We start from the raw sequence: 17708 nt of genomic DNA, 5'->3' as shown, positions 1-17708 counted from the left end.
CCACCTCCAGGCGGTCGTGGGTCGTTGGGCCTCGCTGGTCACCTATGTGCTGTCAGGGCTCCGGTGCGATCACACGGCGTGACTCGGGCGTGATGCGTTCTCTGCGAGCCAGGTCGAGGGGTCGACGTTGTCGGGGTCGTAGATGGAGCCGTTCTTGAGGTGGACCTCGAAGTGGAGGTGGCAGCCGGAGACGTTGCCCTCCTTGCCGACCTGGCCGATCGGCTCGCCGGCTGCGACGGTCTGGCCGCGGCTGACGCTGACGGTCGCCATGTGGGCGTACCACGTGGTCAGGGACCCGGCGCCGGTGGTGACCTTGACCAGCTGCGGCCCAGCCCAGGAACGCTGGGTGGTGTCGATCTCGATGGTGCCGGCGTGGGCGGCGTAGACGGTGGTTCCGCAGGGTGCGGAGAAGTCGGTGCCGGTGTGCCACCTGGACCAGTAAGGGCCGGTCTCGTGCCAGTTGTGGTTGTCGGTTCCGACATACTGCGCGGGCACCGGATAGACGACCTCGTCGCAGGAGGCGCCCTCGAGGCCGACCGGCTGGACGGAGGCGCCGGGCTTGACGTTGATGTGGACATGGTCGAGGTGGTTCTCGGTAGCGCTCCCCCGGTCCTCCATCGGCCGCCAGCCCTCGCCTGCGCGGGCGACCGACCAGATCCGCTGGTACCAGATGATGTAGTCGATGCCGAGCTTCTGGGCATTGGCCTTGGCGTAGGCGGCGAGACGGTCGCCCTGCGCGCGGCCCGCCGCGTTGAGTGGCACCATGAAGTCGGCCGCGAGCCCGGCCGGGTGGCCGTTGGGGTCGGTGGCGCTCTCGCGGTAGCCGCCGACGGTCTTGATGTCGAACATGGGGCCGAGGATGTTGACCAGCTGGGTCAGCTGCGGCTTGACCGGGCCGAGGTTGTACTTGGCCTCCGCGGTGCCGGAGTCGACTGCGCACCCGGCGCTGCTGCCGGCGGTGGTGGCGGTCACCAGCGGGTGGTCGGCGATCTTGCTGGCCTGGGTGATGGTGTCGACCGCGGCGCTGGCCCAGGTGAGGTTGGCGCCGTAGACGTGGTCGATCGGCGCGTCCTGCTTGGGCTTCTTGCAGGGGTCGGCAGAGCCGCCGAAGGCGTTGCTCAGCTCAGGGGTCAGTGCGCAGTGCGAGGAGTTGCTGCCGTCCTTGCCGTCGTTGAAGTCGCCGAGGATCACCGAAGGGGTGCCGGTGCCTGCGAGCTCGGTCATCGTGGCCAGCTGGAGGCGCAGCGCCTCCTGGCGGTGCCCGGCGGCGTTCCCGTGGGTGTTGGCCGGGTTGTGGATGCTCCAGACCCAGATCAGCTGCCCGGTGGTCGTCGAGGTCAGCTGTACCAGGGGCATGCCGACGTCCTTGCCGCCGAAGTACGGGATGTCGACGAGGCGCCCGTCGGTCTGCTCCCACTCGTTGTGGTCCCAGATCACCCGGTTCTGTGCCTTCCCGCTGGCCGGGTAGATCCCCCACTTGGCCGCGTACTGGTTCTCCAGCGCTTGGGCCTGCGGGCCATGCACCTCCTGGAGGCCGGCGATCGAGATGCCGGCGTTCTCGATCGTGCGCATGGCGCCGGGCAGTCGCTTGTCCCAGGTGTCGTACCCGGGCCGCTCCCCCGGCTTGTCGGTGTGGCCGGCGCCGAGCAGGTTGAGGGTGCCGACGGTGATGGGGTTGACGGTCTCGCCCTGGCAGTTGGCGACGTTCGTGGTGGAGCCCTCGGAGTCAGAGCCGGGCAGGTCCGGCAGGTCGCCGCCGAGCAGATCGGTGATGTCGCCGGCGACGTCCTCCCACTGGGCGTAGGCGTCTGGGTAGCCCGAGCGCTGGACGGCCTGCGCGGCCTGGGTGAGCGGCATGTTCTGCCAGCCGGGGATGTCGAGGAGGCCGGGGTTGCCGGTGTGCTGGGCCTGGCCGAAGAACGCGCGGGCCGCGAGGAGGGGGTTGGTGATCTCGGCCCGGCTTCCCCAGCCAGCCGAGGGGCGCTGCTGGAACAGGCCGCCGGAGTCGCGGTCACCTCCGGTGAGGTTGACCAGCTTGGACTCCTGGATCGCGGCGGCGATCGCGATCTGCAGCCCGTAGCGGGGAATCTCGAGGTCTCGGGCGACCTGGGCGATGGTGATCGCGTTGCGGGCCTGCTCGGCGGTCATGGTCGGGTAGTTGGACGCGAACCGCAGCCGCATCAGCTGGGCGAGCACGTCGCGGGCCGGCGGCTCGGCGGACGTCCGGGCGGTGGTCGCCGCGGGCACGATCCCGTCGGTCGTGGTGGTGGTCTCGGGCGCGCTCTCCGGGCCGGCGCCGTTCATCGCGATGCGAGCCGAGAGCCAGTGGTGGTCCGACACCATCGTGCCGTCCCAGCCCTGCTCGAGGCGGGCGCCCTGGTGGTGCGGGAAGAAGATGAAGTCGACGCCGTGGTTGTGCCATCCGTAGCCGGCGGCCTTCATCTTCGCGGCCGCCGTCCAGGGGATGTTGGTGTAGGAGGCCTGGGTGTTCATGTCGCCGCCGATCAGCACCGGACCGTGGGCGGCCAGCGAGTTGCGCAGCTGCAGCAGGATGACCATTCCGGCGCCGTACTGCTGGGGCCGGGTCAGCGGCGGGTTGCCGTGCTGCTTCGGCCAACGGTGCGGGTTGGTCATGTGGTGGGTGGAGACCACCGAGACCACGGAGCCGTCGGCGCGGCGCAGCATCACCCATGTCGCGAAGCGGTCCCACGTGACCGGACGCCCGTCGTAGAAGGTCTTGTCGTCGTCGACGAGCTGGACCCGGCCGCCGTTGACCTTCGTCCAGGTCGAGCTCTTCCAGAGCACGACGTTGCCCATGGCCTGCTCGGCGCCGGTGCCGGTGCCGGCCGGGGCTGCCACCCGGAAGGCTGAGTAGCCCGGCGTGGCGGCTTCGATCTGCTCCAGGCTCCAGCCGCTGGCCTCGTTGAGGGTGACGAACTCGGGGTTCTTGGACAGGACCTTGGGCATGGAGGCCCGGAACCCGTCGAGGCCGGAGCGGCGCGGGATGTTGGCCTGCGCCATGGTGATCTTGCCGTTGACCGGGCCGCCCACCGGGCCGTCGATGGCTCCGAGGTCACCGAGCTCGGTAGGCACGGTGCCTTGGCTGCTCTGGGTGCGGCACTCGGCGGCCGCGGTGGTCGTCATCACCACCATCAGCGTCACCAGGAACGGCAGCCCCATGAAGATGATCAGGACGGGCAGTCCCGCGAGCAGCAGCTTCTTCATCACAGGTCAGTCCCGAGGTCGCGCGCGCTCAGGCGGCGGACTCGATGGCCTCGTTGGTGTAGTAGAGCTTCTTCTCCAGCGGGTGGAGCACCGTCTGGACCTTGTAGGTGGCGTCGCCGATGCACCACAGGGCGCGGCCCTTGTCCTGCATGGCCCACCCGGAGACGAGGTCCTGGGCGATCGGGCCGAGCCCGAGCATGGAGTCGAGCTCGCGGGCGACCCGGGGCTTCTGGGCACCGAGGATCTTGATGTCGGCCAGCTCGAGGAGGTCCTTGGCGATCATCGCGGCCTGGGAGTCGGCGTCGCCGACCGAGAGCAGGTCGGAGGGCTTGTGGAGGTTGCAGAACTGGATATCGCCGCCCTTGCCGGCCATGCCGCGTGAGAGCCGCAGGTCGGCGTCGAAGCTCGCCACTGCGGCGGTTCCGAGGCGCATCTGCTTCCAGACCTCGTCGCGCACCACGATGCGCAGGTCGCCTGGCTCGGCGATCTCCCGCAGACCACGCCCCCAGGAGTTCATGCACAGCAGCGCGATGCCCACGGCCTCATCGCCCAGGCCGTCGAGCCGGGAGAGGCTGAACGACTGGATCGGGGCCCGCCAGTCGACCTCGATGTTGGTGAAGTCGTCGAAGAGGCCGGCGAGGGTGCCGGTGACCAGCTCGCCAAGCGCGTTGCGCAGCAGCCGGGTCTCGTCGAGGAACTGACGGGTGTTCGCGTATTCGCAGGCCCGGACGAGCTCCTCGGTGGGGTTACGGAGCAGGTCCCACAGCCGCGGGATGGTCGTCTCCTGCAGGACGCTGTTGCCGGCGGCGTAGCCGGTGAGGATCGCCAGCGCGTTGCGCACGACGTCGCTCTCGTCGGGGCCGAACGGCACCCGGCGCTCGTCGTCGATCTTCATGCTGCCGACCAGGCCTCGGACCAGGACGAGCCACCGCTTGAAGATGATCGTGGCGCGGCGCTGCGCCTCCTCGGCCGAGAGCTTCTCCCACCCGTCGCCGAGCGGCCCCATGGACAGCGGGTTGACCCGGGCCCAGAAGCCGGGGGCGATGACGAAGGGTTCGACACCGAGCGCGCGGCACAGCGACTCGTACTCGTCCTTGACGTCGCCAGTGACCAGGGTGCGGTAGCCGAACGGCGTCATCCGGGTGCAGAACGCCTTGGTGGTGCCGGACTTGCCACTTCCCGGCTTGGCGAACTGGAAGATGTTGGGGTTGGTCGCGGGCACGTCGTCGCGCAGCACCCAACCGAACGGGTCGCAGTAGAAGCTGCCGCCGGAGAGCTGGTCGACGCCCATCTGGGCGCCCGTCGGGGGCAGGGCGGGAGCCGAGACGAAGGGCCAGAACACCGGGGCCTGGTCGCTGGTCATCCGCCAGGCCATCGCCGGGGCGGTGGCAGCAGCCCAGCCTCGGCCGCGGCGGGTGGCACCGCGGCGCGGCGCGTAGCGGAAGAGCCGGGGCTCCTTGGCCTCCGGGGCGAGCGTGGGGATCGTGGGCAGGTCGTGCCCGAAGTCGGAGAGCAGGGCAGCCATGTCGCGGCCGCCACGGCGGTTCCGGCGGGTGGTGGTCATCAGGCGTCTCCGCTCCGGGTCAGGCTCGTGCCGAGGGGGATGGTGGACGCGGCGAACCCGACGTCCTGGGCGAGGTCGAGGCGCAGCGGTGCGAACCCGGCGCGTCGGACCGAGGCGTCCAGGCGGCGCCCGAACTCGGTGATCCGCATCGACTTGGGGACGGTGACCGTGCACACGCCGTAGGGCCGGGTCAGCGAGTTGCCGCGGGCCAGCTTGGCGTCCAGGCCGCGGGCCTTGTGGGCTTCGTCGCGCTGCTTGGCGCGGGTCTTTCGGCCGAGCTTCTCGTTCATCCCCTCGGCCAGGTCGGCGGCCCACTCGGCGTTGCCGGACTGCCGGTCGGCCTTGGTCTGAGAAACGATCGGGTACGCGACGACGAACGATCGCCGCTCACCGAACTCGCTGGGGGTGAGGATCGGTGCCAGGGCACCCATCGCGACGTCGCGGGTCGGCAGCTTGATGGTGGCGCTGACCGAGTTCCAGGCGTCGTGGCTGTAGTGCCGCACCGTGGCGTCGGCACCCGAGGGGCCGGCCATCGCCCACGGGACGTCGGCGTTGACGCTCGGGTCCTTCTCCCGCAGCGAGAGGGCCTCGACGATGCCGGCGCGGTCGCCGGGGGCGAATCCGGTCCGGCAGGCCAGCGCAAGCTCGGGGCTGGTGAGCCAGCGCACCGTCGTCATCCCCATCGGGCCGCGCAGCTGGGCCTCGATCTCGGCCATGAGCAGGTAGAGCTCGCGGCAGCGGCCCTCGAAGCCGCCCCCGGACTCTTTGGCCGACCTCGCGATCCGGGTCTCCGGGATCACGACCGTCACGAATTGCTCGGTGCGCACCGATGCCTGGGTGAGGCCGTGGGCCAGGTCGCTGTTGACGACCTCCGACAGCCCCGGGGCGTTGGGGCGGCGGTGGCGGTTGACCCACAGGTCGCGCTCGGCGCCGTCCTCGGGGACGGTGCGCACCATGAAGAGGATCTCGTCGACCTTCTCTGTGCGACCGGCGACGTCGAGCAGCCCGGCCAGCGCCTCGCCGTAGCGGGCGCGCTCTTCGGTGTCCTTCATGCCGATGCCCGGGTGCACGATCGAGGCCGTGACCGCCCAGGTTTTCATGGCGTGGTCCTCGATGATCGCTACGCGCTGCAGCTGCGAGCCGTGCGGCGGGCCGTCGTGGATCCGGACGCCCTGGAGGACCCCGGGCAGGTCCGGGGTGTCGAGGTCGTCGCCGCGGCCCTGGGCGGCCTTGGCGCGGAACGAGGTCCAGCCGAACAGGCCGCCGACGGCGTACATCGTCGAGGCGAACACCCAGCCGGTGGCCGAGCGGCCGCGCACCGGGATCACGGTGATGGCCAGCAGGAACACCCAGACCAGAGCGAACAGAAACGCGGAGAACCACGCTCCGCGGCTGATTGCCCAGAACGCCGGCAGGCTGGCCAGCGCCAGGAACATCAGCTGGCCTCCGGAGAGGCCGAAGAACCAACCGATGCGGTCGCGCTGGTAGTCGGCGTAGGTGGTCATCGTCGGCTTCCCTTCTGGTCAGTGAGATCGGTGGGTGTCGATCGGTGCTCGAGCTGGGGCGGTCGGCGCATCGGTTACACCGCCACCGGTGGGATGCCGCCAGCTGCCGCGCCGGCGCCGCCGGCACTGCCAGCCGCTCCCCCACCGCCGGCGGCCGGGGTCTTGGGAGCGGCGTCAGCTCCTCCGCCGCCCTGGCCGCCTGAACCGCCGCCGGGGCCGCCGCCGGTGGGCAGCGTCGTCGGGGTGGGCGGCGCAGGAGGCGTGGGCGGGGTCGGCATCGACGAGTCCTCGTCGCTCCGGTCGCCGTTCTGCGACCCGGGGTGGGTCCCGCCCTGGCCGCCGGACTGGCCACCGGACTGCCGTCCACCCAGGCCGCTGAAGTCGGGGCCGTAGGTGCTCTGGCCCACACCGGCCTGGTTGCTCTCGTCCGACATCAGAGAGGTCGCCTTCGCGCCGGCGGAGTTGATCCAGCCCATGCCGGTCGACAGGGCCTGGCCGACCGGCCCGAAGCTGCCCAGGGCGCCCTGGGTCGACTTGCTGAACCGGTCGCCGGTCGAGGCTTCGGCGCTCTGCTCGCCCGAGGAGCGGCCGTTGGCGTCAGTGGTCGACGCAGCCGACGAGCCGCCACCTGCGCCGCCGCCGCTGAGCAGGCCCTGGAGGCCGCCCTGGATGGCCATGCCCTGGCGGAACGACGCGCCGCTGGGGGTGCCGGGGTCGACGAAGGCCAGGAGCTTGAACAGGGACAGCGGGGCGACGACGCTGATCAGGATCGTCATCACGGCCGGCAGCGCGGTGCCGAACGCCTTGGCTGTGTCCTCGGCCAGGTGGGCGGCGACTCCGTTGGCGAACTGCACGCCGATGCCCAGCACCATCACCATCAGCACCGGGGTGAACGCCGCGGCGTGGAACCAGCGCAGCGACTTCCAGAACCAGGAGCGGGTGAACTCCGAGACCAGGCCGGCGGCCGCGAGCGGCCCCGTGGCGGTGAGCACCAGCAGGGACGCCGCGCGGGCCAGGTAGACCAGGACGTGCCCGATGGCGGCCAGCCACAGGAAGATCCCCAGGAAGGCAAGAGCGGTGGCCACGCCGGCGTCGGCGATGTCGTCGATGCCGAGTCCGCCGAGCGGGTCCCAGTCGGGCCAGGTCTGCACCTTGAGCAGCGACTTCATCAGCGCCTTGGTCAGCGCCCCGCACGCCGCGATGATCATGACGCAGTACCCGAACCAGCAGGCGCACACCAAGACGAACTGGCCGGACCCGATGAAGGCCCGGGCGAGGCTCTTGCCCTCGCGCTTGAAGGCCGCGGCGCCGAGCTGGATCATCGCCAAGATGACCACCAGGGCCAGCGCCAGCCACAGGGTGAAGGCGTAGACGTCCTTGCCCGGGCCGTCGGCGCTCAGGTCCGGAGTCAAGAACAGCTCACTGAACGTGAGCACGATGCGCAGCACGAACAGGCCGGAGTTCCAGATCGCGAGCATGGCCGCGGTCCAGGCGTCGGCCGCGGCCTTGGCGATGACGTCGCCGATGGCCTCGAACGGGTTGGGGATGTCACCGAGACCGGGGATGCCGCCGCCGAAGAGGTCACCGACGTTCGGCAGACCGGGGATCCCGGGCAGCCCAGGGACGCCCGGAAGCCCGGGCAACCCGCCGATGTTGCCGCAGATCGCGTCGAGGATCCCGCAGCCGTCGGGGAGCAGATCTCCCGCGCCGTCCAGCAGGTCGCCGGCACCGTCCTTCACATCGCCGGCGGCGTCCTTGCCGCAATCGATCGGGTCCTTGGCGCAGTCGACGGCGTCGCCGCCGAGATCGCACAGGGCGTCGGGCCCCGGGCAGCCCATCTTGAGGTTGCGGGCCGGCAAAGTGCCGCTGGCCACCACCGGGGCGATCGGAGCGAGGTGCGCCGTGCTGGCGGCCGGCTCGCTGGCCGCTGCGGCGGGAGGCTGGAGGGTCGAGGCAGCTCCGAGGAGCGTGGTGAGCACCAGGAGCGCCAGGGCGGCGTTGGCGAGTCGGCTCGCCCGGCGCACGGCGGTGATGACGGTGCTCACTGGGGAGCTCCGTTGATCCGGATCCAGCCGGCCTTCGCGAACTCGGGGGTGCCGGGCGCCACCGCCTGCGGCTGGCCCTCCGAGACCAGGTGCTCGATGTCCGCTTCGCTGCCCTGGACCAGTCGCCAGTCACCGTCGAGCCACCGCATCAGCTGGGTGCCGGCGTAGAGGCTGTCCTTGACCTGGCCGTCAACGGTGGTGAGGGTGACGTAGCTGAGCAGGTTCACCGCGTAGTAGCCGGTGTCGAGCTCCTCGAGTGTGAAGGCGACCGGGGTGACGGCGTACGACGCGGGGGCGGGCACGTCGCCCTCCTTCGCGACGCCGGCCTGCTGGCGGCGCAGCGCGACCGCGGCGCGGGAGCGCTCCTCGAAGACGGCCTTGTCCTCGGGATTGGCGTAGAGGCGGGCGACGGTGACGGCCTGGTCGAAGTCGAACCCGAGCTGTGCCTTGGCCAGCTCGACCTGAAGCGCCACGGCGCCCAGGTCGGTGGCCGGAAATCCCGTCGGGTAGCCGTCGACCTGGTCGTCGCCGGTCGGGATTACGACTCCGTCGACCGGCGCGGTGTCCGGTGCGACCTGCTCGACCGATGCGTTCTCGACCGTCTGGCTCGAGTTGTCCCCGCCGGTGGCGTCGGGGCCGCCGGAGTCGTCGTCGGCCCGGGTGCGAGCACCGAGCCAGACGACGGTGGCCACCATGCAGGCGATCCCCACCAGGATGCCGATGCGCACCAGGGTGGCCCGCGAGTCGTCGTTGCCGGTCGTCAGGTTCTTCATCAGTGGTCCCCTTCGATGTGGTCAGGGTCAGTGGTGTCGTCGGTCGACCAGGTGCGCCAGCCGGCCTCGTGGGCCAGCTGCGTGCCGGGCCAGGTCGCGGGGGCGGGTGCGGGCGGGGCGCCGGGAGCGACCATCCAGCGCCCGCCGACCCACTGCATGCGCTCGCAGTGGGCGAAGGCGATCTGGCCTTCCTGCTTGTAGGAGGCGGTGACCTTCATCAGCACGCAGACGGTGGTCCAGTCGGGCCCGTCGGTGCCCTTCACGAGCGCGGCGGCCGGCTCGAGGGAGACCGAGGCGCTGGGGTCCTTGACCTCGCCCATTCCGGTGCTGGTCAAGAAGGCCTGGACGCTGGCGGTGATCCACCACTCCTCGGCGCGGACCCCGCCGGGCAGAGCCCAGGCGTTGTAGACCTCCGCCGCGGTGGTCAGGCTCATCGACTGCAGCACCGCCAGGTCGATCTGCGCGAGCTGCCCGATCGCGCCCTCGGGGGTGTGCGGGAACCCGGTCATCACGAACGCCGGTCCGTTCACACCGGTGCCAGCCGGGACTTTGATGACGGGCACCTTGGCGCTGGGGGTCGCGGCCGGGAAGGCGGCGCTCTCGGGAACGGCCAGCATCGGCTCGGCCGCTACCTCGTCGCGATGCACGGCACCCTGGGCCACCGTCGAGCGATCGGTCTCGCCGGTGGCGACGTCGGTGTTGGCGCTGGCTTCCTCACCGATCCCGGCGACGGCCAGGTAGACCGCGTAGCCGAGGCCACCGAGCAGGAGCACCGCCACGACGACGGCGGCGACCAGGATTCCGAGCAGGCGGCGCCGGCCCCACTCCGTGGCACCTTCGGCCTTCTTCGTGGCTGCGCGCCGCATCAGATGCAGCCCTTGCCGAGGATCCCGTTGAGCATGCCGGGCAGGACCAGGTAGGCGATCGCGCAGGCGAACACGACCACCACCGAGATCACCCCGACCTTGGAGGCGTGCGGCAGGGAGAACACGCGGCCGGCGATGATCGCGCCGATGGCGATCACGATGCCGAGGCCGAACAGGACGATGACGCCCCACAGCACGTAACTGGTGATCTCGTTGGTGGGTCCGACGGCACCCGGCGGCGCCTTCGGGCAGACCTGGGCGGCCATCGGGAGGAGAGCGGTCATGACGTCCATGGGTGGACTTCCTTTCTGGGTTTGCTTGACTCGGTGCGGGTCAGGCGCTTTCGCTGGTGTCGGTGGACAGGTGGGCGGGCTCGAGCAGCTGACGGGCTGCCGAGATGAGGGGGGCCGGGACGGGCCGGGAGTCCAGGCCGTTGACCGCGAGCTCGCGTTCCTCGGGGATCTCCACGCACCGGTCCGCGACCAGGGCGCGACGTACGGCGGGGCCGCCGGCGTGCTCGAGGCCCCGGGGCCACTTCTTGCGGCGCGGCCCACGCACGGCGAGGGCGATCTGCTCGGGCTGCCAGTGGTTGGCCAGCAGCTCGAGCGCGACCGAGGCGCGACGCATCCCGGGGACGGTGGCGGTGGTGACCAGGACGACCTGGTCGGCGGTGCGGACGGCCTCGGCGAGCCAGCAGTCGGTGGCCAGCAGCAGGCCGGCCTCCCAGCCGACGTCGAGGATGGTCAGCTGGGTCTCGTTCTCGGCGTCGATCGGCAGCGGAATCTCGTCGACGCCGGCGAGCACCTCGCTGGCCCGCTCGAGCAGGACGTGGTCGCGCTTGCCCTGACGCCAGTCGGTCGGGTGCAGGCCGAGCTCGGCGGTGCTTGCGGCGGCGAGACCAGAGGCGGTGACCGAGCAGCACTCGATCACCCGGACCGGGCCGGCGGCAGCCAGGCCGGCAGCCAGGGCGATGGTGCTGGCCCCGACCGACCCGGCGCATCCGATCACCGCGATGGTGTGCTCCCCCGCGGCTGGCGACCAGTCGTCCGCGGCGGCGGGGCCGCGGCCGCGGGGTCCCTTGCCGGCGCCGACGCCGGTGCGGAACTCGCCGGCGTTCACGGCATCCCAGGCCCGCTTGAGCTCGTCGACCCCGACCGGGCGGCTTGAGATCTGGGTGCTCACTGGGCCTCCCCGATGCCGCCGCGGCGGAACTCAAGCGCGGCGCGGACCTCAGCCGGAGTCAGGCTTGCCAGCTGTGCCTTGGCGGCCTGGACCTCGTGCAGCTGGGCGACGCAGCCGGTGAGCTGCTCGATCGCCTCGGTCTCGCGGCCGGCGATCGCGAACAGCTCGGCAACCTGCTCCGGCGTCCGGCTCTCGCGGTCGTCCTGGGTGTTCGTCATGGGCTTCACCACCTCCAGTCGCCTATGTGTAGTGGGGCGGTGGGAGCGATCACGGTTGCGCTCATTCGTCATGGCCGAACTTCCTCGGGGCGGCCGCGGCGAGGGCGCGCATGCTGCGCGAGCCGCGGCGACGGACGGTTGCCTCGGACACCCCGACCCGCGGCGCGACCCGGCTGGACACCTCGTTGCTCAGCAGACCGCCGTAGCCGCGAGCAAGGTTGCGGGTCTCGACCCGGTCGGCCTCGTCGACCAGGCACAGCAGCAGGTACCGGTCGGCCGGGCTGATCACCTGGTTCTCGCAGGCCCACGCCAGCAGCTCCAGCAGCTCCTCGGTGGCCGACGGCTCCTCCTGCTCCGGGCCGGCGTCGGCGAGGATCTCGGGACGGTGGAACAGGGCGCCAGCAACCCGTTCGGTCGGCATCGCGGCGGCGCTCCACACTCCTGCGTCGCCGTCGGCCAAGTCTCCGGACGAGAAGAACTCCACGAGGGTGGTGTTCGCCCACGTGCGGTCGGCCCGGGAGACGTAGAAGAAGTCCCCGACCTCGCGGAGGACGCCGACGCGAGTGTTGATCAGGATGTTCGCGGCGACCTTGCGCAGCCGGCGCCACTTGAAGGTCCGAACCTCGATCCACAGCTGGGAGGCCACCAGCTCGTCGATCCGCTCGACGGCCGACCAGGAGCCTGCCGCGACGGGCTGGCTGTCGCGGAAGACCTCGCGGGGAGGGAGGGTGCTCAGCCAGCCGGCGAGCCGGCACGCGCCGGGCAGCAGGCACTTGGCGAGCGCGGCCGCAGCAGCGATGTCGTCGCCGCCATCCGGAGCCGCCAGCATGGCCAGCGCCAGGAGGACCTCGTCAGAGGCTGCGCTGTCCACCGAGGGCAGCCAGGCCCGGAGGTCGTCGAACTCCTCGACGACTCCAAGCCGTGGATCCGCGGCCACCCAAGCCGGCCACTTCTGGCGGGCCTGGTCGAGCAGTTCGCTGTTGTCGTCGAGGCCGAGCTGGTCACCCACACTCATCGCACTCGCTCCCCTTTCGTCCGTGGCTGTGCACGGCAGAAAGGTCGCGAGCGGGCGTCCCCGCATCCGTCCCCCCAAACCCCCGATTTGGAGGGGGGACGCAGAGGAGGGACGCGCGTTTCCGCAGGTCAGAGGCCGTCCCCCCGAAAATTGCAGAAACTTCTTGACCAGGGTGGCGCGGGGCCTATTCGTCGAGATGCGCCGAACGTTTCCAAACGCGACGCACCTACCTTTCAACACAGAATCGGTAGGGATTCGCTCCGCGGCAGCGCCCTGGTGACAGACGGACGGGTGACCGCGCGGGTCGAACCCGCCGTGTCGCTGCGCGTTGCTACCTTGAGCCGTCCGTCGAACAGTGGAGTCGTCCGTGAAGCACCAGCTGCAGTTGTTGTGCCCCGGTGCCTTTCAGTCGATGGCCGCTGCGCTGGCGATCGCCGAGTTCGGCCCAGGTGTCCAGGTCATGGGCGCTGGCAAGGACGGCGGCCGCGATCTGTACTTCGAGGGCAACCTGAAGTTCGCCTCAGCACTCGAGCCCTCAGAAGACACCTTCAGCGGTTACACCGTCTTCCAGGTCAAGCATCACGACAAGATCTCCGACTCGGAGACCACCAATGCCTCGTGGTTGTGGGGAGAGGTCAAGAAGGAACTCGACGCCTGGGCTGAGTGGGATAGGAAGGACCCGCGCGATCCCCTGCCCGATCAGCTCGTCTTCATCACCAACGTCGCACTCACGCCCGTTCAGAACACGGGCGGCCACGACGCCATCCGCAAGAACATCAAGGCCTACCGCGACAGACTCAACGACCCCAGCCGCGACATCGACGATCAGGATGCAATTCTCGATAGGGTCCAGCGGCGCAAGCGGATCGCGCACATCAAGACGATCCGATTCTGGGACGGCAACCAGCTAGACGCTCTGTTGAGCACGCACGAAGGCGTGCGCCGCCGGTTCGACGCCTTCTTGACCGCCAGCGACGTCTTCACCTTCATCTCTGAACTCACGGGCAACATCGCCCTTAAGGACAGCGAACCGGTTCTGCTTGACCAGGCACGCACCGAACTACTCTCCGACGGGCTCGTGTACTTCGACGACGCCGGTGACCGCGAAAACCGCGGCATCCCGGTACACGAGGTCGCCATCGATCTCCCCGTGACCTTCCCGGGCGGAGGCCACAGGAGCACCGTGCTGCGGCATGTCTTCGAGCGGGGAGACAACCTCCTAGCTCGAGACATCACAGCTGTGGACGGGCCGCGCCACATCGTCCTCACCGGCCAGCCGGGCAACGGGAAGACCACGATCTCCAAGCTGATCGTGCAGGCATACCGGGTTGCAGCGCTCAAAGGCTCCACGGCACTAGCGGCCAACCACGACACCGTGATCACCGGGACCGTGGACGTGCTGCGGAGGCTGGGGCACCAACTCCCGCGGCACCGGCGCTGGCCGCTGCGCATCGACCTCGCCGACTACGCGGAGGAACGAGGCCACAAGCTCGACCAATCGCTGATGCGATACGTGGCCGAACACATCAGCAAGAAGTCGAACCATGGCACCGTCACTCCCGCAACGCTGACCTCCTGGCTGCGCGCTTGGCCCTGGCTAGTCGTATTCGATGGCCTGGACGAGGTCACCGAGCCAGAGACGCGGCGCACGGCGATCGAGCGCGTCGTGGAGTTCGTCAACAACGCAGAGGGAGACCGATGCGACCTACTCGCCGTCATCACGACCCGCCCGGTTGGCTACACCGAAAACATCGACCCGACGTCGTTCGAAACCATCGGACTGGACGACCTGACACCCGCTGAGGCCGTCGCCTTCGGAACTAAGGCCGCCCAAGTACGCCTTAGCGGCGACGACGAGCGGATCGGCAAGGTCGTCACGGCCCTTCGGAACGCTGCGCAGGATGAGAACCTCGTCAAACTGCTGCGGACGCCGCTGCAAGTACTCATCCTGTCGATCATCGTCGACGGCGCAGGGACCATCGCACCAGACCGGTACAGCCTGTTCTGGAGCTATTACGACACCGTCGTACGACGAGAGCGCAACAAACCGACGATGGTCCGCACGCTCCTGACCAAGTACGAGCCGTTCATCCACCAGCTTCACGAGCGCGCCGGCTTCGTGCTTCAACAGCGCAGCGAGACGGCCGACCACTCCACGGCTGTTCTAACAGAGCCGGAGCTGCGCGACATCGTCTGGCACATCCTCAACGACGCCGAGTTCAAGCCCGACGGGCACCACTCCGACGTCCTGGACTCGATCATTAGGTCTGCCACACAGCGACTGGTCCTGATCGCGCCCCGGAACGACGGCTTCGGTTTCGACGTGCGCTCACTCCAAGAACTCATGGCGGCCCGGCGAATCAGCGACGCGCCCCTTGAGACCCTGATCAACCGGCTACGTCTCCTGGCCCCCAGCCCACATTGGCGCAACACCTGGTTGTTCGCGACAGGAAAGATGTTCGCGGAACCTCGCGCCCACGAACATCAGGCCGTGGTCGAGCTCATCGAGACGGTCGACCAGGAGGCTCCCGAACGATTCGGATCGCATCTACCGATCGGCCCCGAGGTAGCTCTCGACGTCCTTGACGACGGTATGGCGCGCGCATGGCCGAACTGGAGCCGCCGCATCTTGGCTCACGGGCTCCACGTACTGGACGCGCCCTCTACGTTCAACCTGGACCGGTCGCTACGCATCCTTCTGCGCTACGCCGACAGCGGTGCCGAACAACGAGACGCAGTAGCACGAATGATGCGTGACGACCTCACAGCCACCGCAAACCGTCTGACGGTCGCCAGCGCGGCAGAGATGGTGTCCGCCATCGAGCACGATCTGCAGGTCAACGAGCGCACACTGGGACTCGGCTTGGTCCTGAACCAGCTGGCCAGCACTCCCCCCCCCCTGCCCGCCGGGCGTGGACTGGACAGCGTTCGACGACGAGCTCGACACCAGCCCCCACCCCGCCGCTCTCGACCCTGTCATCCGTGGCGCTGCCGCCGCGATGAAGGCAATCAAGGACGAGGTCTTCGTCGAGGAGCACGAAGCCGACCTCATCGCCTGCCTGAACATCCCCGAGGCGGCAGCAGTACTGAGCGCAGCTGTCGCTCACGTGCTCCCCGGCGACGTGTCCCTGTTCCTCCAACTCAGATCCGTGCTCTCGCAGCGCTTCCGCGCCCCACTCGCCGACTGCATCCTCGCCTGACTTCCTGCCGGACCAAGCGGCCGTCAGGCCACGCTGTGTCGAGGGCGAGCTCGCAGATCGGCGGACCCCAGACCGCCAGAAGGGCGGGCACCCAGGTCACGTGACGGGCCAGCTGGCCCCCCGAAGGCGAGCGTCTAGGTCCGCGCGATTTCCTATTCATCAGCGCAGGCGAGCCACCCCATGCTCTACTTCTCGCGATCCCCAGGTGACCCGAGACGCCTGGGGCTCTTTCACGTCCAGCAGCGGCAGCACGAGCAGCTCCGCTCGGCAGGCCCGGTACCTCGGGGCGCGCTCGGGCAGCGAACGACACAGGTCCCCTTCCTGCTGAGAGGACGAGACCTGTGTCGGTGGGTCGGTCGGCTAGTACAGGGTCACTGGGTCAGCACCTGGGCCTCCCCGATGCGGATCGGGAGGGGCTCGGTGGCAAGGTCGAACTCGATGGTTCCGGACTGCCCGCCACCGGTCCACTCGACCACCCAGTGACTGGCCGCGGTGACCTGGTACGCACCCTCGGGCTGGTCGGTCGACATCTTCGCGTAGCGGTGCCCGCAGGTCGGGGAGTCCTGCTTGCCGTAGTGATCGGCGTACGGCGTCCCCTTGCCGGTGCAGGTCACCTTGGTGCCGTCGCCCATGTTCCACACGATGCTGGAGACGCTGGCGGTGGCGCTGACCGAGACCGGCCCTTCGCTGGCGGACGCGGTGATCGGTCCGAACGTGTCATCGGTCGGGCTGTCGACCCACATCCACACCGGCAGACCAACGAGTCCGATCCGGTTGGGGCCGGGCTCGGGAACGATGCCGATCCTGATCGGATCCAGGTCCATCGACGCGATCGCGCGATTGGCGAGAACCACCGGGTCGATCGTGACCGTGCCGTTCTGGATCCAGACCGGATCCCATGAGGAGCCTGGGGGCGGCCAGTAGCAGATGTGCCACGCACCATCCTCGTTGCTCTGTCCAGGGGGCGGCAGTGGGCCCTCCCCACCCGGATCCCAGACGTCGCCGACCCAGCACTGATGGCTGCTGCTCCATACCGACCCGCCGGGGCCAGTGCACGGGATCTCCCTACCGTCTGAGGTCGAGCAAGTCGACGAGCCACCGGTGTCACCGCCGTCACCGCCGTCGTTGCCGCCATCCTCGTCGTCACAGACAACTTCGCCGGTCACCGGGTCCGCTGTGCAGTCAGCGCTCGCGGCGGAGGCGGTGACGAACACGATGACGAGCGACCCTGCCAACGCCACCAACAGAGCAATGAGTCTCCTCAGCATGGCTGGTCCCAAAGCAGGTCCGAGTCGGAGACCTTCCACGCACCCTTGTCCTTGACGAGCGTGTACTCAACCGGGGCGGGGTTGCGGAGCGGGTTTCCGTTGGGGTCGGTGAAGTCCGGTTGCCTGATCGCCCCGTCGTTCTTCCAGGTGACCCTGGTGCGGTCCTCGCAGTCGATGATCAGGATCGAGGTCCCGCGATTCCGCGGCGCGTCGAGCGTGTGTGCGTACTCCCCGGTCACCGTGACGTTTTCATTCATCATGCTCGCGACGGTGTGCTGCAACTGCAGAAACTCCTCACCGGTCGCGACCGGATTGAGCGCCTTGAAGTTGATGTCCCGCTTCCGGTAAGCGAGGTCGCGTACCTCGAGGTACATCGCCAGCTGGGCCGCCGCCTTCTCCTCGGGAGTCTGCGGCGTCGGCGCAGTGCTCGTCGGGCTCGAGCTCGGCGTAGCGGTCGGGGTGTCCTCGGCCTCGGGGTCGGTGCTGTCGTCCGAGCAGCCCGTGAGGGTGAGGGCGAGGGCGAGGGCCACTCCCCCGAGTGCGGAGTGGTGCTTCCTCATGCGGTGTCTCCTCCTATGTTGGGCGGCGCCATGACTGATCGCTGGCTGACGTCGGTGGCAATGTGCTCGAGGTGTTCTTCGGCGGCGTCGACGAGCTCGGCCAGCGAGCCGTTGTCGGCGGGGTCGATGCCGAACTGCTTGTCGGCGTTGTAGAGGGTGCGGATGGTGTCGCGCACGAAGACGGCCCTGGCCACGCGTCGGGCGTCGAGGTCTGGGCGGTCGCCGCCGGCCGCGACGTAGCGGCCGGTGAGCTCCTGGTCGAACGTGGTCATGTGCTGGTGCTCCCT

14 protein-coding genes are annotated in these 17708 nt (G+C 69.5%); 1 reads left to right on the top strand and 13 read right to left on the bottom strand.

What is annotated here, in order from left to right:
• Positions 1 to 69: 69 nt before the first annotated feature.
• The 10 genes from ASD30_RS09545 to ASD30_RS09500 form a co-directional block, all read right to left on the bottom strand.
• The gene (locus ASD30_RS09545; protein ID WP_056680634.1) at positions 70 to 3225 is read right to left on the bottom strand and encodes a peptidoglycan DD-metalloendopeptidase family protein; all 3156 of its coding nucleotides are present in this window, start codon (positions 3223 to 3225) and stop codon (positions 70 to 72) included.
• Positions 3226 to 3253: 28 nt separating this feature from the next.
• Entirely contained in the window at positions 3254 to 4789 is a 1536-nt protein-coding gene (locus tag ASD30_RS09540) for an ATP-binding protein (RefSeq protein ID WP_056680631.1), read from the bottom strand.
• Entirely contained in the window at positions 4789 to 6294 is a 1506-nt protein-coding gene (locus ASD30_RS09535; RefSeq protein ID WP_056680628.1) for an SCO6880 family protein, read from the bottom strand. The genes ASD30_RS09540 and ASD30_RS09535 overlap by 1 nt, the downstream gene beginning before the upstream one ends.
• 74 nt (positions 6295 to 6368) lie before the next feature.
• Positions 6369 to 8339, bottom strand: a complete 1971-nt coding sequence (locus ASD30_RS09530) for a type IV secretion system protein (RefSeq protein WP_056680625.1) — start codon at positions 8337 to 8339, stop codon at positions 6369 to 6371.
• Positions 8336 to 9112 (bottom strand): hypothetical protein, encoded by a 777-nt coding sequence (locus tag ASD30_RS09525; RefSeq protein WP_056680622.1) that lies wholly within the window; start codon positions 9110 to 9112, stop codon positions 8336 to 8338. Before ASD30_RS09525 ends, ASD30_RS09530 begins: the two co-directional genes overlap by 4 nt.
• The gene (locus tag ASD30_RS09520; RefSeq protein WP_056680619.1) at positions 9112 to 9978 is read right to left on the bottom strand and encodes a hypothetical protein; all 867 of its coding nucleotides are present in this window, start codon (positions 9976 to 9978) and stop codon (positions 9112 to 9114) included. Before ASD30_RS09520 ends, ASD30_RS09525 begins: the two co-directional genes overlap by 1 nt.
• A complete protein-coding gene (locus ASD30_RS09515; RefSeq protein ID WP_011755687.1) occupies positions 9978 to 10271 on the bottom strand; it encodes a hypothetical protein in 294 nt (97 codons plus the stop codon). The genes ASD30_RS09520 and ASD30_RS09515 overlap by 1 nt, the downstream gene beginning before the upstream one ends.
• A gap of 40 nt (positions 10272 to 10311) precedes the next feature.
• Entirely contained in the window at positions 10312 to 11160 is an 849-nt protein-coding gene (locus ASD30_RS09510; RefSeq protein ID WP_056680616.1) for a hypothetical protein, read from the bottom strand.
• Complete coding sequence (locus ASD30_RS09505; protein ID WP_056680613.1) at positions 11157 to 11378, bottom strand: hypothetical protein; 222 nt, start codon at positions 11376 to 11378, stop codon at positions 11157 to 11159. Before ASD30_RS09505 ends, ASD30_RS09510 begins: the two co-directional genes overlap by 4 nt.
• Before the next feature lie 61 nt (positions 11379 to 11439).
• The gene (locus ASD30_RS09500) at positions 11440 to 12393 is read right to left on the bottom strand and encodes a hypothetical protein (RefSeq protein WP_056680611.1); all 954 of its coding nucleotides are present in this window, start codon (positions 12391 to 12393) and stop codon (positions 11440 to 11442) included.
• Between the two features lie 367 nt (positions 12394 to 12760).
• Between ASD30_RS09500 and ASD30_RS09495 the strand changes: the two genes are divergently transcribed.
• Positions 12761 to 15697 carry a hypothetical protein gene (locus tag ASD30_RS09495; protein ID WP_056680608.1) on the top strand — a complete coding sequence of 979 codons (2937 nt, stop codon included), beginning with the start codon at positions 12761 to 12763 and terminating at the stop codon, positions 15695 to 15697.
• Between the two features lie 267 nt (positions 15698 to 15964).
• Here the strand turns inward: ASD30_RS09495 and ASD30_RS26505 are convergent, their stop codons facing one another.
• The 3 genes from ASD30_RS26505 to ASD30_RS09480 form a co-directional block, all read right to left on the bottom strand.
• Positions 15965 to 16447, bottom strand: coding sequence for an ATP/GTP-binding protein (locus tag ASD30_RS26505; RefSeq protein WP_156393577.1), 483 nt, complete (start codon positions 16445 to 16447; stop codon positions 15965 to 15967).
• Between the two features lie 407 nt (positions 16448 to 16854).
• Positions 16855 to 17421, bottom strand: coding sequence for a hypothetical protein (locus tag ASD30_RS27145; RefSeq protein ID WP_056680603.1), 567 nt, complete (start codon positions 17419 to 17421; stop codon positions 16855 to 16857).
• Positions 17418 to 17693, bottom strand: coding sequence for a hypothetical protein (locus ASD30_RS09480; protein WP_056680600.1), 276 nt, complete (start codon positions 17691 to 17693; stop codon positions 17418 to 17420). Before ASD30_RS09480 ends, ASD30_RS27145 begins: the two co-directional genes overlap by 4 nt.
• Positions 17694 to 17708 lie beyond the last annotated feature (15 nt).

The organism is Nocardioides sp. Root140 (assembly GCF_001426745.1).
Classification (GTDB): domain Bacteria; phylum Actinomycetota; class Actinomycetes; order Propionibacteriales; family Nocardioidaceae; genus Nocardioides.
Note: the sequence above shows the minus strand (reverse complement) of the source record. Positions and strands in the feature narration are given on the sequence as shown.

Bases quoted from the DNA above. Each gene is read 5' to 3' on its own strand.
- ASD30_RS09545 (WP_056680634.1), bottom strand. From the start codon at position 3,225: ATGAAGAAGCTGCTGCTCGCGGGACTGCCCGTCCTGATCATCTTCATG.
- ASD30_RS27145 (WP_056680603.1), bottom strand. From the start codon at position 17,421: ATGAGGAAGCACCACTCCGCACTCGGGGGAGTGGCCCTCGCCCTCGCC.
- ASD30_RS09520 (WP_056680619.1), bottom strand. From the start codon at position 9,978: ATGCGGCGCGCAGCCACGAAGAAGGCCGAAGGTGCCACGGAGTGGGGC.
- ASD30_RS09535 (WP_056680628.1), bottom strand. From the start codon at position 6,294: ATGACCACCTACGCCGACTACCAGCGCGACCGCATCGGTTGGTTCTTC.
- ASD30_RS09500 (WP_056680611.1), bottom strand. From the start codon at position 12,393: ATGAGTGTGGGTGACCAGCTCGGCCTCGACGACAACAGCGAACTGCTC.
- ASD30_RS09540 (WP_056680631.1), bottom strand. From the start codon at position 4,789: ATGACCACCACCCGCCGGAACCGCCGTGGCGGCCGCGACATGGCTGCC.
- ASD30_RS09480 (WP_056680600.1), bottom strand. From the start codon at position 17,693: ATGACCACGTTCGACCAGGAGCTCACCGGCCGCTACGTCGCGGCCGGC.
- ASD30_RS09515 (WP_011755687.1), bottom strand. From the start codon at position 10,271: ATGGACGTCATGACCGCTCTCCTCCCGATGGCCGCCCAGGTCTGCCCG.
- ASD30_RS09525 (WP_056680622.1), bottom strand. From the start codon at position 9,112: ATGAAGAACCTGACGACCGGCAACGACGACTCGCGGGCCACCCTGGTG.
- ASD30_RS09505 (WP_056680613.1), bottom strand. From the start codon at position 11,378: ATGACGAACACCCAGGACGACCGCGAGAGCCGGACGCCGGAGCAGGTT.